18 protein-coding genes are annotated in these 17,541 nt (G+C 53.7%); 17 read left to right on the plus strand and 1 reads right to left on the minus strand.

Annotation, left to right across the window (positions count from 1 at the left end):
- Window positions 1-274 precede the first annotated feature (274 nt).
- The 14 genes from P159_RS0109130 to ndk all read left to right on the plus strand — a co-directional run bounded on the left by P159_RS0109130 (window position 275) and on the right by ndk (window position 12,678).
- Window positions 275-2,158 carry a glutamine synthetase gene (locus P159_RS0109130; RefSeq protein WP_029543432.1) on the plus strand — a complete coding sequence of 628 codons (1,884 nt, stop codon included), beginning with the start codon at window positions 275-277 and terminating at the stop codon, window positions 2,156-2,158.
- Window positions 2,159-2,296: 138 nt separating this feature from the next.
- On the plus strand, window positions 2,297-3,895 hold the full coding sequence (locus tag P159_RS0109135) for a hypothetical protein (protein WP_185753687.1): 1,599 nt from the start codon (window positions 2,297-2,299) through the stop codon (window positions 3,893-3,895).
- Window positions 3,896-4,029: 134 nt separating this feature from the next.
- Window positions 4,030-4,386, plus strand: a complete 357-nt coding sequence (ylxM, locus tag P159_RS0109140) for a YlxM family DNA-binding protein (RefSeq protein ID WP_080706059.1) — start codon at window positions 4,030-4,032, stop codon at window positions 4,384-4,386.
- A 3-nt stretch (window positions 4,387-4,389) separates the two neighbouring features.
- Window positions 4,390-5,775, plus strand: a complete 1,386-nt coding sequence (ffh, locus tag P159_RS0109145; RefSeq protein WP_029543437.1) for a signal recognition particle protein — start codon at window positions 4,390-4,392, stop codon at window positions 5,773-5,775.
- Window positions 5,776-5,832: 57 nt separating this feature from the next.
- Entirely contained in the window at window positions 5,833-6,108 is a 276-nt protein-coding gene (gene rpsP, locus P159_RS0109150) for a 30S ribosomal protein S16 (protein WP_029543438.1), read from the plus strand.
- 14 nt (window positions 6,109-6,122) lie between these two features.
- Window positions 6,123-6,350 carry a KH domain-containing protein gene (locus P159_RS0109155; RefSeq protein ID WP_029543439.1) on the plus strand — a complete coding sequence of 76 codons (228 nt, stop codon included), beginning with the start codon at window positions 6,123-6,125 and terminating at the stop codon, window positions 6,348-6,350.
- Window positions 6,351-6,422: 72 nt separating this feature from the next.
- Complete coding sequence (locus tag P159_RS0109160; RefSeq protein WP_029543441.1) at window positions 6,423-6,845, plus strand: YlqD family protein; 423 nt, start codon at window positions 6,423-6,425, stop codon at window positions 6,843-6,845.
- A complete protein-coding gene (rimM, locus tag P159_RS0109165; protein ID WP_051650272.1) occupies window positions 6,817-7,380 on the plus strand; it encodes a ribosome maturation factor RimM in 564 nt (187 codons plus the stop codon). Before P159_RS0109160 ends, rimM begins: the two co-directional genes overlap by 29 nt.
- Window positions 7,370-8,113 (plus strand): tRNA (guanosine(37)-N1)-methyltransferase TrmD, encoded by a 744-nt coding sequence (gene trmD, locus P159_RS0109170; protein WP_029543444.1) that lies wholly within the window; start codon window positions 7,370-7,372, stop codon window positions 8,111-8,113. Before rimM ends, trmD begins: the two co-directional genes overlap by 11 nt.
- 151 nt (window positions 8,114-8,264) lie before the next feature.
- The gene (gene rpsO, locus P159_RS0109175; RefSeq protein WP_029543446.1) at window positions 8,265-8,531 is read left to right on the plus strand and encodes a 30S ribosomal protein S15; all 267 of its coding nucleotides are present in this window, start codon (window positions 8,265-8,267) and stop codon (window positions 8,529-8,531) included.
- Window positions 8,532-8,658: 127 nt separating this feature from the next.
- Window positions 8,659-10,728 (plus strand): polyribonucleotide nucleotidyltransferase, encoded by a 2,070-nt coding sequence (locus P159_RS0109180; RefSeq protein ID WP_029543447.1) that lies wholly within the window; start codon window positions 8,659-8,661, stop codon window positions 10,726-10,728.
- Window positions 10,729-10,731: 3 nt separating this feature from the next.
- Entirely contained in the window at window positions 10,732-11,574 is an 843-nt protein-coding gene (locus P159_RS0109185) for a hypothetical protein (RefSeq protein ID WP_029543448.1), read from the plus strand.
- 111 nt (window positions 11,575-11,685) lie between these two features.
- Window positions 11,686-12,204 (plus strand): gamma carbonic anhydrase family protein, encoded by a 519-nt coding sequence (locus tag P159_RS0109190; RefSeq protein WP_029543450.1) that lies wholly within the window; start codon window positions 11,686-11,688, stop codon window positions 12,202-12,204.
- Between the two features lie 36 nt (window positions 12,205-12,240).
- A complete protein-coding gene (gene ndk / locus P159_RS0109195) occupies window positions 12,241-12,678 on the plus strand; it encodes a nucleoside-diphosphate kinase (RefSeq protein ID WP_029543453.1) in 438 nt (145 codons plus the stop codon).
- A gap of 236 nt (window positions 12,679-12,914) precedes the next feature.
- Here the strand turns inward: ndk and P159_RS19410 are convergent, their stop codons facing one another.
- Window positions 12,915-13,274, minus strand: coding sequence for a helix-turn-helix transcriptional regulator (locus P159_RS19410; protein WP_051650273.1), 360 nt, complete (start codon window positions 13,272-13,274; stop codon window positions 12,915-12,917).
- Window positions 13,275-13,401: 127 nt separating this feature from the next.
- Between P159_RS19410 and P159_RS0109205 the strand changes: the two genes are divergently transcribed.
- The 3 genes from P159_RS0109205 (at window position 13,402) to P159_RS0109215 (ending at window position 17,525) form a co-directional block, all read left to right on the plus strand.
- Window positions 13,402-14,685: a DUF4422 domain-containing protein gene (locus P159_RS0109205; protein WP_029543456.1), complete on the plus strand. Its 1,284-nt coding sequence runs from the start codon at window positions 13,402-13,404 to the stop codon at window positions 14,683-14,685.
- 12 nt (window positions 14,686-14,697) lie between these two features.
- Window positions 14,698-16,104 (plus strand): glycosyltransferase family 2 protein, encoded by a 1,407-nt coding sequence (locus P159_RS19415; RefSeq protein ID WP_029543457.1) that lies wholly within the window; start codon window positions 14,698-14,700, stop codon window positions 16,102-16,104.
- A gap of 101 nt (window positions 16,105-16,205) precedes the next feature.
- The gene (locus tag P159_RS0109215) at window positions 16,206-17,525 is read left to right on the plus strand and encodes a UDP-glucose/GDP-mannose dehydrogenase family protein (RefSeq protein WP_029543458.1); all 1,320 of its coding nucleotides are present in this window, start codon (window positions 16,206-16,208) and stop codon (window positions 17,523-17,525) included.
- Window positions 17,526-17,541 lie beyond the last annotated feature (16 nt).

Here is a 17,541-nt window from a genome sequence, read left to right on the forward strand (position 1 = left end):
TAGACGACGCTCCTGGTACTGAGGGAGGAGTCACTGAGGCCATACCTTGAGCCTTCTGTGTATTGCCGGTGTCTATTTTTGTATACATGGAGGAATGTCTTTACAAAGCATTGTAACTGTGTTACTATAATTCCCGTAGAAAGTCATATATGGCAAAGGCGCCATGCAAGGAGAGTTTCCCGCCCGCGAAGGTGGTTTCTTCTGGCATGGCTTTTTATGTGCCCATTTGCCTGTATCATGAAGTTGATATTTATTTTAAAAAGGGTGGTAAAAGATGGATGAACTTCTGTATGTAATTCCCGCTAATTCCAGCAAGGAAGAAGTGCTCAAGTATGTAAGCGAGCATCCGGAAATCAAGTTCGTTTCCCTGGTGGGCATCGACATGGCCGGCAATGATACCGATGAGAAGATTCCCATGCGCATCTTCGTTAAGGATATAGATGATTTCTATGCAGGTTCTGCTGTGCAGACCGACGGTTCTTCCGTTGTGCTCACCGGCATCGCCACCCTGAACAACGCCAAGGTTGATATGCCTATCGACCCCACGGTGAACTGGTTCGTGGATTACAACTACGAGCATTATGACGAGAGCCTGGGCAAGCCTGTAGGCACCCTGCGCATCCCTGCCTTCCTGGTGCATGAGGGCAAGCGCGTTGACTCCCGTGCCGTGCTGGCAGATACCCTTGAATATGTGAAGAAGAACATGCTGGACCTGCTCCATGCCAATCCGCAAATTTCTGGCCTGGATTTGGACGGCAGCCAGGTGGAGGATATCTCCTTCACCTCCGCTACGGAGCTGGAGTTCTGGGTCAAGACTCCGCTGGATGAGGCCTCCATTGAAGAGATGGAAGCTTCCCAGGTCATGCAGGAGCAGTACTGGGAGCGTACCCACGGTGCTGTGCGCACGGCTCTTGAGGGCTGCGTGCTGGAACTGGACCGCTACGGCCTGAATGTAGAGATGGGCCATAAGGAAGTGGGCGGCCTCAAGGCTCAGATTGACGAGAGCGGCAAGATTGCCCACGTCTGCGAGCAGATTGAGGTTGACTGGCGCTTCGATAATGCCCTGCAGGCTGCAGATAACGAGATCCTGGTGCGCACCGTGGTAAAGGAGATCTTCCGTGCCAACGGCCTGGAAGTCAGCTTCAAGGCTAAGCCCATGATCGGCCTGGCCGGCAACGGCGAGCACACCCATATCGGCATGGCTGCTGTCACCAAGGACGGCAAGTTCCATAACCTCTTTGCTCCTGCTGAGGCCAAGAAGGACTTCATGAGCGCTGTGGGCTATGGCGCTATCATGGGCATGCTGAAGAACTACGAGGTCATCAACCCCTTCGTTTCCGCTACCAATGACTCCCTGAACCGTTTGAAGCCCGGCTTCGAGGCTCCGGTCTGCATCGTCACCTCCCTGGGCCACAGCCCGGAGGTTCCTTCCCGCAACCGTACCATCCTGGCCGGCCTGATCCGTGACCTGGAGAACCCCATGGCCACCCGCTTCGAGCTCCGTGCCTGCAACCCCTACACCAACACCTATCTGGTCCTGGCAGCCATCTACTCCGCTTGCCTGGACGGCATTCAGATGGCAGTGAAGCACACCACCGTGGAACTCCTGAAGGAGCTCTCCAAGAATGCTGGTGAGGAAGGCTTCTATCTGGAGAAGGACCGCGCTTACCGCAGCGAGGAGGATGTGTTCGAGGATTACACGGATGAGGAGCGCGACCGTCTCTTCGGTGCACCTCCTGCCACTGTCTGGGAGAACATGCAGAACTTCGAGGCTTATCCTGAGAAGAAGGCTGTCATAACCGCTGGCGGCGCTCTCCGCGACCAGATCATCGACGCTTTCCGCGCCGGTGCCCTGCTGCGCTGGAAGACTGAGCTGGTGGCCCGCATCATCCCGGAGAACCGCGATATCGTGCGCAAGGCCCGTGAGATTGAGTCCGACTGGGTGACCGACCAGGATGCTTACAACTGGAACAAGATTGCCATCCTGCGCAACTACCTGGCCAAGGACAGCATTGATGAGAAGTCTCTCTTCACCCTGTTGATCAATGCCCTGAACGAGAAGGACTACGCAACCGCTTCCGGCCTGCAGGTGGAGATGTACGACAAGATGGAAGAGCTCAAGGCTCTCTATGACAGCTACAGCAAGAACATGCTGTAAGATTCCCATACAACATCATCTTTTCCGTTAAAAGAACAGAATGCCCCGGTTCCTGCTTTGGAGCCGGGGCGTTTTTGACTAAATATGGCACTGATAGTATACTAAGCCTGATAAATATCAGATTACGGAGAAGCGAAGATGAAGAAGATAGCGTTATTGCTCATGACGTTGGTGCTCTTGGGGGCGGGGGCCTTGCTGGGCTACAAGTCTGCCCGGCAGGATGCCCTCTGGCAGATAGGAAATCAGCTGGGAATGGTATCCGAAAAGGACGGCAGGATACTGGTGCAGGGAGAGGGAGAACTGGCTGAGACCAGCCTGAAAGATGTGGAGAAGGCGGCCGATGCCTTCAACCCCTTCCTGCAGGAACAGCTGGGGGCCCATCTGCGGCACCAGGTGGAGCTTTATGTGGCAGGGGAGGAAACTGCCTATCGTAAAGTGCTGGAGAGGGAGTTTGGTCTCTCAGCTGAGGAAGCAGCCCAGGTGGCCTCCATTTCCGGGGGGTGGTCCGGGGGAAGCAGCCATATCACTGCCATCAATGCCGGAGCAGGAGTGATGTCCACTTACGGGGACAGGTACAACACTACGGGCCATGAGCTTTTTCATCAGCTTCAGCATGAGTTGAGCAATGGCAGGGATGTGGAGGAGAGCTCTCTTTTCTGGTTGGAGGAGGGGACGGCGGACTATGTGGGAGCGGCCCTGGCAGAGCATCTTGGGGGCAAGCCCCTCTGGAAGTGGCAGCTTGATGTGAAGGCCGCTCTGGTGCGGGCAGAATCCACTGTGAAGCCGGAATCACTGCAGCATTGCAGCTTTGAGACCCGCAAGAAACTCATGGGCAAGGAGTATCATACCTATCAGGTGGCAGATTTGATGACTGATTACCTGCTGAGCCGCTTTCCTGAGGAAAGGCGCCTGCCCCTGCTGGCAGAGTATTTCCGCGCTTTGGGGAAAACTGAAGATGGCGAGACGGCCTTTCAGCAGGTTTTTGGGCTGGAGCTTTCTGCCTTTCTGGAGGAATACAGGACTTGGTGGCAGGCTTTTGTCCGGCAGCCGGTGGTTTTTGCCTGGCATCAGTCCGGGCAGGAAACGGCTGAGGACAGAGCCGTCATGAGAGAGATGGAGGCGGCCGGGGACTGGCTGGCCAGGAATCTGGGCAGCCAGCTGCGGGGGGAATACGGAGTCGTGCTGGCGCCAGATGAAGAATCCATGACAGAGTCTCTTGTCCAATATACGGAAATTCCCTTGGGAGAGGCCAGGAAAATGTCAGAAAGAAGCCTTTGCATTGAAAATGGGGGGCTCTTGGTGCTGAATGCAAGCCATCTGCAGGAATCCCAGCAACGGGCCTTCAGTCTGGGGCTTCTTGTCATGCGCACATACGAGCGGCAGGTGCTGGGGAATTCCCGTGAGACTGGCCAGGCCTGGCTGCTGCACGGGGCGGCTTATCTGGCGGGAGTCAGCCGTCAGGCAGAGGTAAGCGGCTACGAAGTGGAGGATTATATCAGGACGGCCAGGGAAAATGTGCGGGGCAGGAACCTGCCCCGGGCCAGGGATTTGCAAAGCGAGGCGGATTATAACCGGGCAGTGGAGAAGTATGGGGAGAAGGAAATCGCTTCCCTGACGGAACTGGCGGTCTATGAACTGGTGCGTTCCCACGGCTGGAGCAGCTTTGCAAGGTATTTGCAGGAAACGGCCAAAAGCAAGGATGGAGGACGCGCTTTTAGAAGTATTTATGGCAAATAAGAGCATGGATAAAATTTTCATATAAAAAATCCATGGTGACAAGGAAAAATACTTGACAGCAGTCTGGAGAGTGCGTATAATAGCCAATGTCAAGGAGATAACCTTGGCAGATATCAATGACAGGTGAGGATATGCTGGAACAGCTTTTATACTTATCTACGCTCTTTGACCTCTATGGTCCCCTGCTGACAGAAAAGCAGCAGGAATGCCTGAGGCTCCATCTCTTCGAGGATTTTTCCCTGGCAGAGATTGGGGAGAGCCTGGGGATTTCCAGGCAGGCGGTGTATGACAATATCCACCGTGCCCAGAAAGCCATGGAGAGCTATGAGGAAAAGTTGGAACTGGCCAGGCGTTATCACCTGGAGCGGCAGGAACTTACTGAGCTTGCCGGAAAGATAGAGAGACTGAGGCAGCCGGGGAACGAAGCGGCTGTGGATGATATACTAGGGCGGCTGACTCCGCTTTTGGGCCGCACCAGCCAGGAGGCGTAACCTTTGATTTTTGAATCTTTATCGGACCGCCTGCAGCAGACTTTCAAGAAGCTGCGGGGCCATGGCAAATTGACGGAGGACGATGTCAATGAAGCCATGCGTGAAGTGCGCATGGCACTCCTTGAGGCCGATGTGAACTTCAAGGTGGTCAAGGACTTCATCAAGACCGTGAAGGAGCGGGCGGTGGGCCAGGATATCCTGGAGACCCTCACCCCTGCCCAGGTAGTGGTGAAGATTGTTGATGAGGAGCTCACCAACCTCATGGGAGGTACCCAGAGCCGCATCAACATGAGCCCCAATCCGCCTACTGTCATCATGATGGTGGGCCTGCAGGGCGCAGGCAAGACTACTTCTGCCGGCAAGCTGGGCCTGTCCCTGAAAAAGCAGGGCAAGCGTCCTCTGCTGGTGGCAGCAGATATCTACCGCCCGGCTGCTATCAAGCAGCTGCAGGTGGTGGGCGAGCAGCTGGGGCTGCCGGTTTTCACCATGCCCCAGGGCACGGATGCCGTGACTATCGCCAAAGAGGCTCTGCCTTATTCCCAGAGTCATGCCAACGATGTCGTCATCATCGATACGGCAGGCCGCCTGCAGATTGACGAAAAGCTCATGCAGGAGCTGAGGGATATCAAGGGCAATGTGAAGCCCCATGAGATCCTGCTGGTAGTAGATGCCATGACCGGTCAGGAGTCCGTGAATGTGGCTCAGACCTTCAATGAGAGCCTGGGCCTGGACGGCGTGGTCATGACCAAGCTGGACGGCGATGCCCGCGGCGGCGCGGCTCTGTCTGTCAAGGCAGTGACCGGCGTGCCCATCAAGTTCATCGGCATGGGTGAGAAGCTGGAGGCTCTTGAGCCCTTCCACCCGGACCGCATGGCTTCACGCATCCTGGGCATGGGTGATGTGCTTTCTCTGGTGGAGAAGGCGCAGGCTACCTTCGACATGGAGGAAGCCAAGGCCATGGAGAAGAAGCTGCGCAAGGATGAATTCACCCTTGACGACTTCCTCTCCCAGATGCAGCAGGTCAAGAAGCTGGGCTCCCTGGAGAGCATTCTGGGCATGATTCCCGGCATGGGCGGGCTCAAGAAGCAGCTGGAAGGTCAGGATATCGACCTGGACGGCAAGGAGATGCGCCAGATTGAGGCCATCATCAAGTCCATGACCCCTAAGGAGCGGGCAGACATCACCATCATCAACGGCAGCCGCCGCAAGCGCATTGCTATGGGCAGCGGCACCAGGGTGCAGGACGTGAACAGGCTTTTGAAGCAGTTCGGCGAAATGCGCAAGATGATGAAGAAGATGAAGAAAATGCAGAAGGGTAAAAAGGGCGGCTTCCCCGGTCTTGGCGCCCTTGGCAGCATGGGACTTCCCAAGATGCCCTTCATGAAGTAAAATTGATTTTATCCCTTTGTGGATGACATAAAGAACCAACGAAAGGTGGTGAAATACATGGCAGTAAAGATTCGTTTGAACCGCATGGGTGCTAAGAAGAACCCCTTCTATCGCATCGTGGTAGCTGATTCCCGCGCTCCTCGCGACGGTCGTTTCATCGAGATCCTCGGTAACTACGATCCGTCCAAGCAGCCCGCTGCAGTCAGCGTTGACGAGGACAAGGTTCTCGATTGGATGAACAAGGGCGCTCAGCCGACCGACACCGTCAAGAATCTCCTGAGCAAGCAGGGCATCATGGCTAAGTTTGCTGAGAGCAAGAAGGCTAAGAACTAAGGGAGAGCTTAAACATGAAAGAAATTGTTGAAGTTATCGCTAAGTCCTTAGTGGATCATCCCGAGTCCGTAGAGGTCTCTGAGAAGCAGGACGGGGACCAGCTGGTGCTGGAACTCCGTGTTGCCGAGGATGATATGGGCAAGGTTATTGGCCGTCAGGGGCGCATCGCGAAAGCTTTGCGCACCGTGGTCAAGGCTGCAGCCACCCGGGAGAACAAGAAAGTCACGGTTGAGATTATCTAAAGAAAAGCGGCAGGGCCCCTTTGAGGCTTGGCCGCTTTCTTTGCTATCAAAATAAAAGAAAGAGGTATGGACATGGATTCTATTTCCCTTAAAATGCCTGTGACCATCAAGGCAAAGCTCACCGAGAAACTCCGCGAGAAGATGATCAAGGATTTGGATGAAGGCATCAGCCGCGCCCAGCTGGAGGTCCAGCAGATTGAGATCCAGGCCAAGCGCGCTATTCAGGAGAATGAAGTGCCTGAGCCTACGGTGACGGATATCCAGCGCCTGAACATGATCAAGCAGCACTTTGGCGAAGAGCGCCAGAAGCGTCTGGACTTCATCGCTGAGTCCCAGCAGCGCCGCGAGGATGCCCAGAAGCTGGTGCTTGGTGCCGAGATTGTCCAGGGCACTCTGGAGCGCCAGGTGGAGATTCATGTAGGCGACGATATGCGCGAGCTCATGAACGTGGAAGTGCTGGTGGAAGATGATAAGATCGTTGCCATCAGAGGCTAAGTCCAAAGACCGCATCACCATTGGCAAGGTGGGGGCTGCCCACGGCATCAAGGGGGAGATGCGCATCATTCCCCTGACAGACTTCACGGAGCGCTTCAGCACCATGAAGGAAGTCATGGTGGGAAATGAGCTGCTGCACATTGAAAGCTGCAAGTACCACAAGCAGTACGTGCTCCTGAAGTTCAGGGAATATCCTCAGCGGGAGCAGGCCGAGGCCCTGACGGGCAAGATGCTGACTGTAGACCGCCAGGAGGCCGCTCCTTTGGCAGAGGGCGAGTTCTACACCTTTGACATCATCGGCCTCAAGGTGCTTGACCCTGCGGGGCAGGAGCTGGGCACGGTGGAAAATGTCCTGCGCACGGGCAGCAATGACGTGTACCAGGCCAGAAAGCCTGATGGGGGAGAGCTCCTGATTCCTGCCCTCAAGGCAGTGGTGAAGGAAATCAATATCCCCGGAGGCACCATGACGGTGGAAATGCCCGAGGAAATCACGGCAGGCGGCAAAAAGGCCGAAGGAGACAGCCATGCGCATTGACATGGTGACCCTTTTCCCGGAGATGTTCCTGGGCCCCTTTGGTGACAGCATCACCAAGCGGGCTATTGAAAGCGGCATTCTGGATATCCACTATCTGAATTTCCGTGATTATTCCTTTGACAAGCATCATCATGTGGACGATTCTCCCTTTGGGGGAGGGGCTGGCATGGTGCTGAAGCCCGAGCCGTTATTTAGGGCAGTCAGGGCTTTGAAGGAAGAAACCAAGGAGTTTGAAGGCAATCGCCGGGTGCTGCTCATGGACCCTTCTGGTCCTACCTTCACCCAGGCCAAGGCCAAGGAACTGGCGGGGTACGACCAGCTTATCTTTATCTGCGGCCACTATGAGGGCTTTGATGCCCGCATTACGGAGAATCTGGCAGATGAGGCCATTTCCATCGGGGATTATGTGCTCACAGGCGGGGAACTGCCTGCCATGGTCATCACCGATGCCGTGTCCCGCATGCTGCCGGGAGTGCTGGGGGACGAAGATTCCGCTCCTACGGATTCCTTCTACGAAGGTCTGCTGGAGTTTCCCCAGTACACCCGCCCCAGGGAGTTCGAGGGCATGGAAGTGCCTGAAATCCTGCTTTCCGGTGACCACGGCAAGATTCGCCAGTGGCGGCGGCAGGAGTCACTGCGGATTACCTTGAAGAACCGCCCGGATCTTTTGGAAAAAGCTCCCTTGACGGACAAGGACAGGGAGTATCTGGCAAGGCTTAAAGAAAACCTGTAAAATCGCCAGTTTTTCTTTACAAGCCGGCGTTTCCTATGGTATACTGCTAGAGATGTCAAAGACATCAGGGAGCCACAGCCCAGATGGCGATTCTCCAACGCGTTCTTGGCTGCAGGCGCTGAAACTTATTAGATTTTAGGAGGAATTTTTCATGCTGACTCAGGAAGCAAAACAGGAAATCATCAAGAAGTACGCTGTGCACGAGGGCGACACCGGTTCTGCAGAGGTGCAGATCGCTGTGCTCACCGCTCGCATCCAGTACCTCACTGATCACCTGAAGGAGCACAAGAAGGATCATCATTCCCGTCGCGGCCTGCTGAAGATGGTCGGCCATCGCCGTCGTCTCCTCAGCTACCTCTACAAGACGGATATCGAGCGTTATCGCTCCATCATCAACAAGCTGAACCTGCGCAAGTAATTGCCCCTCAGCTTTGGGAAAGCGGGATTTTATCCCGCTTTTTTCTTTGTATGGAGGATTCTTTGATTTTTTCTAGAATATATACAACTGTTATGTAAAAAGTATCAAGATTCAGGAGGGAAACTAGATGCATAGTTTCGAAATGGAGCTGGGCGGACGCAAGCTCATCATTGAAAATGGCAAGATGGCCAAGCAGGCTAACGGTGCAGTGCTGGTGCGCTACGGCGACACGGTGGTGCTGGTGACGGCTACCGCCTCAGCAGAGCCCCGGGAGGGCGTGGATTTCTTCCCCTTGACGGTGGACTATGAGGAGAAGATGTATGCAGCAGGCAAGATTCCTGGCGGCTTCATCAAGCGTGAGGGGCGTCCTTCCAGCGATGCCATCCTCTGCGCCCGTCTCATTGACCGTCCTATCCGTCCTCTCTTCCCTGAGGGCTTCCGCAATGATGTGCAGATTGTGGCTACCGTCATGTCCGTGGAGCAGGACAATGCCCCGGAATTGGCAGCCATGATTGGCGCTTCCTGCGCCCTCACCGTATCCGATATTCCCTTTATGGGTCCCATTGCCGGTGTGCGCGTGGGCCGGGTGAATGACGAGTTCGTCATCAACCCCACAGAGGCCCAGCGGGAGGTTTCCACCCTGAACCTGACAGTAGCTGGTTCCCATGATGCGGTGATGATGGTAGAGGCAGGCGCCAACGAGCTGCCTGAGGACGTGGTGCTGGATGCCATCCTCTTCGGCCACAAGGAAATCCAGCGTCTGGTGGAGTTCCAGCAGGATATCCAGAAGGAGTGCGGCAAGGAGAAGAAGGAAGCCAAGCTTTTCTCTGTGTCTGAGGAGCTCTCTGCCGCTATCAGCGACTATGCCAAGGCCCGCCTGGATGAGGCAACCCGCAATCCGGACAAGCTGGAGCGTGATGCCAATATTGCGGAAATCAAGGCCGATACCATGGAGCATTTCCTGGCTGACTGGCCTGAGTCTGACAAGGAGATTTCCTATATCCTCTACAAGTTGGAGAAGGACATAGTCCGCCACATGATCACCCATGAGAAGATCCGTCCTGATGGACGTGCTTTGGACGAGGTGCGCCCCGTGTCCTGCGAAGTGGGCCTGCTGCCCCGCACGCATGGTTCCGGCCTCTTCACCCGCGGCCAGACCCAGATTCTGAACGTGACTACCCTTGGTGCCATCGGGGATGAGCAGATCATTGACGGCCTTGGCCCTGAGACCACCAAGCACTATATCCATCATTACAACTTCCCCGGCTACAGCGTAGGCGAGGCCAGGCCCATCCGCAGCCCGGGCCGTCGTGAGATTGGCCACGGCGCTCTGGCAGAGCGCGCTCTGGTGCCGGTCATTCCCTCTCTGGAAGAGTTCCCCTACACCATCCGTCTGGTGTCCGAGGTCTTGGAGTCCAACGGCTCCAGCTCCATGGGCAGCGTCTGCGGCAGCACCCTGTCCCTCATGAATGCCGGCGTGCCCATCAAGCGCCCCGTGTCCGGTGTGGCCATGGGCCTGGTGAAGGATGGGGATGCTTATACCATCCTGACGGATATCCAGGGCATGGAAGATGCTCTTGGCGATATGGACTTCAAGGTGGCAGGTACGGAAAAGGGTGTCACCGCCATCCAGATGGACATCAAGATTGCAGGCATCACCCGTGAGATTCTCCATGCTGCTCTGGAGCAGGCCAAGCGTGGCCGTGCTTTCATCCTGGGCAAGATGCTGGAGTGCATCCCCGAGCCTGCCAAGGACCTTTCTCCCTATGCTCCCCGGGTGGAGACTGTCACCATCAAGGTGGACAAGATTCGCGATGTCATCGGCACCGGTGGTAAGGTGGTGCGCAAGATTACCGAGGAAACCGGTGTGCAGATGGATATCCACGAGGATGGCAACATCTTCATCACTTCCAACGATGCAGAGGGCATGAAGCGTGCCAAGGAAATGATTGAGGAAATCGTCCATGAAATTGAAGTGGGCGAGGTCTACACCGGTAAGGTCACCCGCCTCATGAAGTTCGGTGCCTTTGTGGAGCTTCTGCCTGGTCGCGAGGGTCTCTGCCACATCTCCCAGCTGGCCAAGCGCCGTGTTGAGAAGGTGGAGGACGTGGTGCAGGAAGGCGATCAGCTCCAGGTGAAGGTAGTGGAGATTGACGATAAAGGCCGTGTGAACGTCAGCCACAAGGTTCTGCTGTAATCCATGGAAATAAAAGTGCGTGTGCCCGGCTCCTGCGGGGAGCTGGTGCAGGGTATCTATCAGGGGGAGCCTTATCTCATCACCTGCCCTATTGAGGCCTATACCGAAGTGGTAGTTTCAGACAGCTGGCAGGGCCTTGAGGGGCTGGGGGAGAAATCCCGGCAGGCCCTGGGGCTTACGCTGAAGTATCTGGGGGAAGAGTCCTTTCCTTACGGCATGAGATTAAAGAGCCAATTGCCCCATGGCAAGGGTATGGCTTCCTCCAGTGCAGATATAGCCGCCGTCTGTGGGGCAGCTGCCGCTGCCCTGGGCAGGAAGTTATCTCCTGAGGAAATCCTGAGGCTGGCGGTGGCTATTGAGCCCACTGATCCCATCTTTTTCCCAGGGCTGGTATGTGCCAACCAGATGGAGGGCAGGATTTTTGCCCAGTATCATACTTTCCCACGCCTGTGGATAAGCATTTTTGACACAGGCGGCAGGGTGGATACCGTCAGTTTCCATGACCATGCCAGACAGGTGGGGGCAGAAATGCCGCCACCTGTCTTTATATCAGGGTCACGGCAGAGGGCGGAAAAACAACTGGCAGAGGCTGCTACCAAAAGTGCTCTGGCCAATGAGGCTGGTTTGCCAAAACCCTGCTTAAGGGAGTTGCTGGAGACAGCGCTGAACAAGGGGGCACTGGGGGTCAATGCTGCCCACAGCGGCACGGTTCTGGGAGTGCTCTGGCCTGAAACCATGGGGGCGGAAGCTATAGCCAAGGCTTCTGCTGCTATAGCTGAGGAGCTTCCCAAGCTGAAGTTCTGGGGACAGACCAGACTTTCCTCTGGCGGGATTTTCTATGAATAATGTCTCCGCTCTTTGGGGCGGGCTTGAAAAATTTCAAAAAAGCAGGTATAATAAGAAAGAAGAAAAAACAAGAAATGGAATTCAACTTCTAAGCACTAGGAGGCGGAGCATATGGGCAACATTTTACCATACAATTCCATCATGCCGAAACTGGGCGAGAATGTCTTCGTAGCCCCCACAGCCACCGTGGCAGGGGATGTTACCATAGGAGATGACAGCAGCGTTTGGTTCGGTGCTGTGGTGCGTGGAGACTTCCAGCCTGTCATCATCGGCAAGGGCACCAATGTGCAGGATAATGCCATCGTCCATGTCATGGGGGACAAGCCTACAATTATTGGCGATGGGGTCACCATCGGCCACGGTGCTATCATCCATTGCGGGCGCATAGGCAGCAACTGCCTGGTGGGCATGGGGACCATTGTTCTGGGGTACACTGATATTGGGGATAATGTCATCATCGGTGCCGCCAGCCTCATTACCCAGCACAAGAAGATTCCTTCCAATTCCCTGGTCTTTGGCAATCCAGCCAAGATCATACGCGGCTTGCGTGAGGATGAAATAGAAGCCCTGAAGGAGTCTGCCGATAATTATGCCAAGATGGCGCAAAAATACAAGGCTGAAATCTTGTAATAGAAGCAGCAATTTGAAAAGTAAGGAGTTGTACTAATGGAGAAAACTTTAGTCCTGATCAAGCCCGATGCCTTTGCCAAGCATTACAGCGGTGACATTATCAAGCGCTACGAGGAGGAAGGCTTCCGCATTGTGGCCATGAAGCTCATGAAGATGGACGAGCGCCTGGCTTCCATCCATTATGCTGAGCATATCGGCCAGTATTATTATGAGGATCTGGTGGGCTTCATGACTTCTGCTCCCCTTATCGCCATCGTGCTGGAGGGAGAAGATGCCATTGCCCGGGTGCGGCAGCTCCATGGCAAGACCAACCCCAAGGATGCTGAGGAGGGAACCATCAGGAAGCTCTACGCTTCCAGCGGCAGCCGCAATGCTGTCCACGCCTCTGACAGCCCGGAGAACGCCCAGAGGGAGATTCATATCTTCTTCAATGAAACTGAAATCCTTGATGGGGAGTATCATCCGAAAGATTAGGGCGTGTTGATTAATTCACTCAGCCCATCTTCACGGGTCTTGACTGTCCCTGCTTCGTTGACAAATCCTCGACATAGCCCCGCTATGCCTCCGGTTTGTCGCCTTGCAATGGACAGCCAATCCCCGCAAATCTGGGCCAAGCTCATTTAATCAACGAGCCCTAAAAAGCATAGCAAAATGGCCATCGGCAAGTCTAAAAGATTTGCTGATGGCCATTCTTTATTTGACACGGCGGATTATGAAGCCGTGCTCTTTTTTTGTCTGCAAGCTTGTTCTTTGACATACAGGGAATCAAGCACGGTGTCCACGGTTTCCCGGCTCAAGGGTGGCAGGGTGCGGTATTTCTTGACCAGCAGTTCCTCAGAAGCCGAGAGTGCAAAGGTCCCCGCAGGACGCGAGACAGCTCCGCTCCTACCCAGCAGATAGTCAGTAGTAACCTGGAAGAAATCCGCCAGCTTCAGGAGGATTTCCGTATCCATGTTCCGCTTGCCCTGTTCCCATTGGGAGATAGTATTCTGTGCTACGTTGAAAATCTTGCTGAATTCTTTTTGGCTCATATTCCGCTCTTTTCGCAGCTCTGCGAGCTTATTCTGCAAGTCCAACACCTCCCTTGAGTACATTATCTCATTTAGGGATAGGACTTTCATCTGATATCTCAACATGAGTTGACAGAAGCAGAAAATCTTTATATAATCTCATAGTGAGATAAAAGGAGCGGTGGATATGGAGAACCCGGAAAATCAGCTTAAGCATGAACTCATTCTCTATGGCAGAGGTCTGATTGCAGAGGAGTACTTCCGCTACCTGTCCCGAAAGGAACAGGCGGGAGAGGTCATGTGTTTTGCTGTGACCACCATGAACGGCCAGGGAGACACTTACTGCGGAAGGCCTTGTCTGGAAATTGAGCCGGCTTTGGCAAAATTCCCGCAGGCAGAGGTACATCTGGCTTTGCAGGAAAAATATCATGGGGAAGTCGTTTCCCTGCTGGAGAAGCTGGGGAGAAGGCCGGAACGGGTTATTGGCCTCCATCGCATGACGGAATTATTGGGAGAGCAGGGAATAAGGGAAATCAGCACCGCTTGTTCGGAATTAACGGTAAGGCGCAATCCCCATGACTATTCCATGCTGGAAATCGCTGCTAGTGAGCATCCGGAAGAAAAGTTCACTTTTTACCCCATGACTCAAGTGCCTTTATCACCAGAGGATATGGCAAAGGTGCGTAGTTATGTGCAGGGAAATTTTTTCGAGGGCTGGGGTGGCATAAAAGATTTGGCAAAGTCTGCTTCAAGGCTTGAGGAAAATGTCCTTTACATAGCCATGGCCACTTCTGCCAAGGATGCCCTGGTCAGCCGTGAGGGCCTGCCGGGCTATGTACACACCGTGCTGGGAGGAGCCGCGGCCTATGAGGGGCAGCGCTCTGGAGAACTGGCATATGATGATGAAGGGAGAAATATCTCTCTTTATAATAACCTTTACTCGGAACTGACAGTTGCATACTGGCTGTGGCAGAAAGCACCGCAGACTAAGTACCTGGGGTTATGCCATTACCGCAGGCATTTTGTGCTGCCTGCGGAAGTGCAGGGGGCTATAGCCAAAGGGGAGATAGACGTCCTTCTTACCCGCCCACGCCTTACTTTTCCAAGCGTGCGGGAATACTTTGCGAACCTACCAGTCACCACCATGGATGAGCTGGACTATGAAACAATGCTCAGATTGATAGAGAGTGAAGATTCTGAGCTGGCAAAGTTTTCAAGGGATTTCTTGGAGGGGCAGATTCATTTTCCCAATAACATGGTTATCGCAAAGAGAGATATTTATCTTGACTATTGTAAATTCATGTTCAAGGTGCTGCAGGGGATGCAGGAGCATTACAAGGGGAAAGGGACTCCCCGCCCGGACAGGTACCTTGGCTATGTGGGGGAACTGCTGACTACCGTGTACTTCGCCTATCATCGTGGGAGATGGCGGACAGGATTTATAGATTATCGACTGCTGAAAGAAGTATGAGGGAGAGGTCATATGCCGGAAATATCCGTAATTGTGCCCCTGTACAATACAAGGAAGTATCTGCAGGAGGCTATTGATAGCGTACTAGCTCAGACTTTTCAGGATTTCGAAATCATAGTGGTAGATGACTGTTCAACGGATGGCAGCTGGGAACTGGTAAACAGGCTTTATGGAGAAAATGACAATGTCTGCCTGTATCGCCATGAAAACAACAAGACAGCAGGTGGCGCCAGAAACACGGGCCTTGAGCACGCTAAGGGCAAATACATTGCCTTTTTGGACAGTGATGATCTCTATATGCCGGAGACATTGGAAATCATGCATAAGGCGGCCGAAAAGTACGGCGCGGAGGTAGTTCATTCCCCAGGTTGTTTGATACCCCAGGGAGATCAGGAGCAGATAAGGACAACAGACGAATTCCGCACCATTCTCTTTGACGATATGTCAGCCTCAGAAAAGCCAGTGCTGATAAACGAAGACAAGGCCTATCGCGTGGAGCTTTGGGGCAGACGGAAACTTTACGGCACCATCTGGAACAAGCTTTTCAGAAAGGATTTCCTGGACAAGCATCACATACGCTTCGAGGAAAACTTAGTGCCGGGGCAGGATGCCATCTTCCTGTTCCGTTGTATCTTCTATGCCAGAATCTACCTATGGATTCCGGACATCTTCTACATCTACCGCCGTCCTGTCACATCTGTGACCAGAAAAAAGCGGGATGCCAAATTTATCGCAATGCAGGCCAAAAATATTGCAGCGAAGATAAAGGCACTGGATACCTATATGGGTGACATCCCGTGGTTCAGTGACAAACCGGAAGTACAGGACAAAGTTCGGGAGTTTGCCATTATCGACACTGACCCCTCCTTCATTCAGCAAGGCTACCACAGCCAGGGCCTGCTGGAGGGCAGTGAGGAAGAAATCCGCCAAGCCTTCAAGGATATTTACGGTGAGCAAGGCTATTTTGCCTATTGGTATTTCCATCACTATCATCTGCTGAAGGCAGGCGCGGGAGGAACCAATGAGGGCCAGTCATACATCTTCCCCTATCATCTTTTCCAAGAGGGAGAGAGAACCGTCATCTACGGCGCCGGAGAATCCGGCCAGTCCTTCTACCGCCAGTTGCAGCGGCAAAACTACCTCAAGCCCGTAGGTATAGTGGACAAAAGAGCCAAGGAACTTAAAACCCCGGACTTCCCCGTGCAACTAGTTGAAGACCTAAAAAAGATGGACTTCGATGCCCTTCTGATTGCCGTCATCAATGAAAAAGCAGCCAGGGAAATCAAGGCCATGCTCATTCAAATGGGTATAGCAGAAAACAGGATTCGCTGGCAAGGAAATGCCTACACAGAAGATGACTATTACAACAACTACTATTTTCCCTTACTGAGAGAAAACCATCAAGCAAGACAAAACTAAAAGCCTGCCCCGTGAAACGGGGAAGGGGGACCGGCGAAGCCGGTGGAAGGGGGGACTAGTCGTCGCACCCTCTCCTTAAAGGCAAAAAGGAGCAATACACCATGAAAATAGCAATCGCTGGCACCGGCTATGTCGGTTTCGTCACCGCCGTTTGCCTGGCCGAGCACGGCCACCAGGTAACCTGTGTGGATGTGGACAAGCAGAAAATCGACAGCCTGAACCGCTACGGCAAGGCCCTGATCTACGAAAAAGACCTGGATGCCCTGATGGAAAAGAACAAGGAGCGCCTGACCTACACCACGGATTATGCCAGTGCCTACAAGGATGCAGAAATCATCTTTATCGGCGTGGGTACCCCGGAGAAAAGGGATGGCTCCGCCAATCTGAACTACGTCTACGCCGTGGCCATGCAGATAGCGGAGACCGCAGAACGTGAGTGCGTGGTGGTAGTGAAATCCACTGTCCCCATCGGCACCAATGAACGAATCGAAAAGCTTATCAAAGAGCATAGAGTGGAGGGGGCAGCCCCACTCCATGTAGCATCTAACCCGGAGTTTTTGTCGCAGGGTACGGCGGTGCACGATACTCTCCATGCCTCACGCATCGTCATGGGGGTGGAGGATGACTACTCCAAAGCAAAGCTCACGGAACTCTACAAGGATTTCGCTGCCCCGAAGATCATCACCAACCGCCGCAGTGCAGAGATGATCAAGTATGCTTCCAATGATTTCCTGGCGCTCAAGATAAGCTACATCAACGAAATCGCTAACCTTTGCGAGGAAATCGGGGCAGATATCGAGGACGTAGCCAAAGGCATGGGCTACGACAAGCGCATTGGCAGCAAGTTCCTGCGGGCAGGGATAGGTTATGGCGGGTCTTGTTTTCCAAAAGATACCAAAGCTTTGCACTGGCTATCTGACTATCATGAGCAGGAGCTGAAGACTGTCAAGGCGGCCATTGAGATCAATGACCACCAGAAGTTGAAGCTGATTCGCAAGGCTCATAAGTACTATGAGGATTTGGAAGGTGTCACAGTGGCTGTGCTAGGGCTTACCTTCAAGCCTGGCACAGATGATTTGAGAGAGGCACCGTCTCTCACCAATGTACCTATGTTGCTGGAGGAAGGGGCTATAGTGAGGGTTTATGACCCCATTGGTATGGAGCGGTTCAAGGAACTTTATCCTACTCAGGTGAAGTATTGCAAGGATATAGATACGGTCTTAAAAGGTGCGAAACTTTGCCTGATACTGACAGACTGGCCTCAGGTCAAGGAGTACCCGCTGGAAGGATTTAAGAAGAATATGGAGAGGGCCATCGTGCTGGATGGCAGGAACTGTTATAGTTTGGCAGAGGCAGAGTCTGCTGGCATGACGTATGAGTCTATGGGTCGAAAGGCCATTGTGTCAAAATCAATGGAATGAATGACAGCTGATTTGG

The sequence above is a fragment of the Selenomonas sp. AB3002 genome (assembly GCF_000702545.1).
Taxonomy (GTDB): domain Bacteria; phylum Bacillota; class Negativicutes; order Selenomonadales; family Selenomonadaceae; genus Selenomonas_B; species Selenomonas_B ruminantium_A.

Coding starts and splice junctions, on each gene's coding strand:
- P159_RS0109130 (WP_029543432.1), top strand. CDS start 275: ATGGATGAACTTCTGTATGTAATTCCCGCTAATTCCAGCAAGGAAGAA.
- P159_RS0109135 (WP_185753687.1), top strand. CDS start 2,297: ATGAAGAAGATAGCGTTATTGCTCATGACGTTGGTGCTCTTGGGGGCG.
- rpsP (WP_029543438.1), top strand. CDS start 5,833: ATGGCAGTAAAGATTCGTTTGAACCGCATGGGTGCTAAGAAGAACCCC.
- P159_RS0109155 (WP_029543439.1), top strand. CDS start 6,123: ATGAAAGAAATTGTTGAAGTTATCGCTAAGTCCTTAGTGGATCATCCC.
- P159_RS0109160 (WP_029543441.1), top strand. CDS start 6,423: ATGGATTCTATTTCCCTTAAAATGCCTGTGACCATCAAGGCAAAGCTC.
- rimM (WP_051650272.1), top strand. CDS start 6,817: ATGATAAGATCGTTGCCATCAGAGGCTAAGTCCAAAGACCGCATCACC.
- trmD (WP_029543444.1), top strand. CDS start 7,370: ATGCGCATTGACATGGTGACCCTTTTCCCGGAGATGTTCCTGGGCCCC.
- rpsO (WP_029543446.1), top strand. CDS start 8,265: ATGCTGACTCAGGAAGCAAAACAGGAAATCATCAAGAAGTACGCTGTG.
- P159_RS0109180 (WP_029543447.1), top strand. CDS start 8,659: ATGCATAGTTTCGAAATGGAGCTGGGCGGACGCAAGCTCATCATTGAA.
- P159_RS0109185 (WP_029543448.1), top strand. CDS start 10,732: ATGGAAATAAAAGTGCGTGTGCCCGGCTCCTGCGGGGAGCTGGTGCAG.
- P159_RS0109190 (WP_029543450.1), top strand. CDS start 11,686: ATGGGCAACATTTTACCATACAATTCCATCATGCCGAAACTGGGCGAG.
- ndk (WP_029543453.1), top strand. CDS start 12,241: ATGGAGAAAACTTTAGTCCTGATCAAGCCCGATGCCTTTGCCAAGCAT.
- P159_RS0109205 (WP_029543456.1), top strand. CDS start 13,402: ATGGAGAACCCGGAAAATCAGCTTAAGCATGAACTCATTCTCTATGGC.
- P159_RS19415 (WP_029543457.1), top strand. CDS start 14,698: ATGCCGGAAATATCCGTAATTGTGCCCCTGTACAATACAAGGAAGTAT.
- P159_RS0109215 (WP_029543458.1), top strand. CDS start 16,206: ATGAAAATAGCAATCGCTGGCACCGGCTATGTCGGTTTCGTCACCGCC.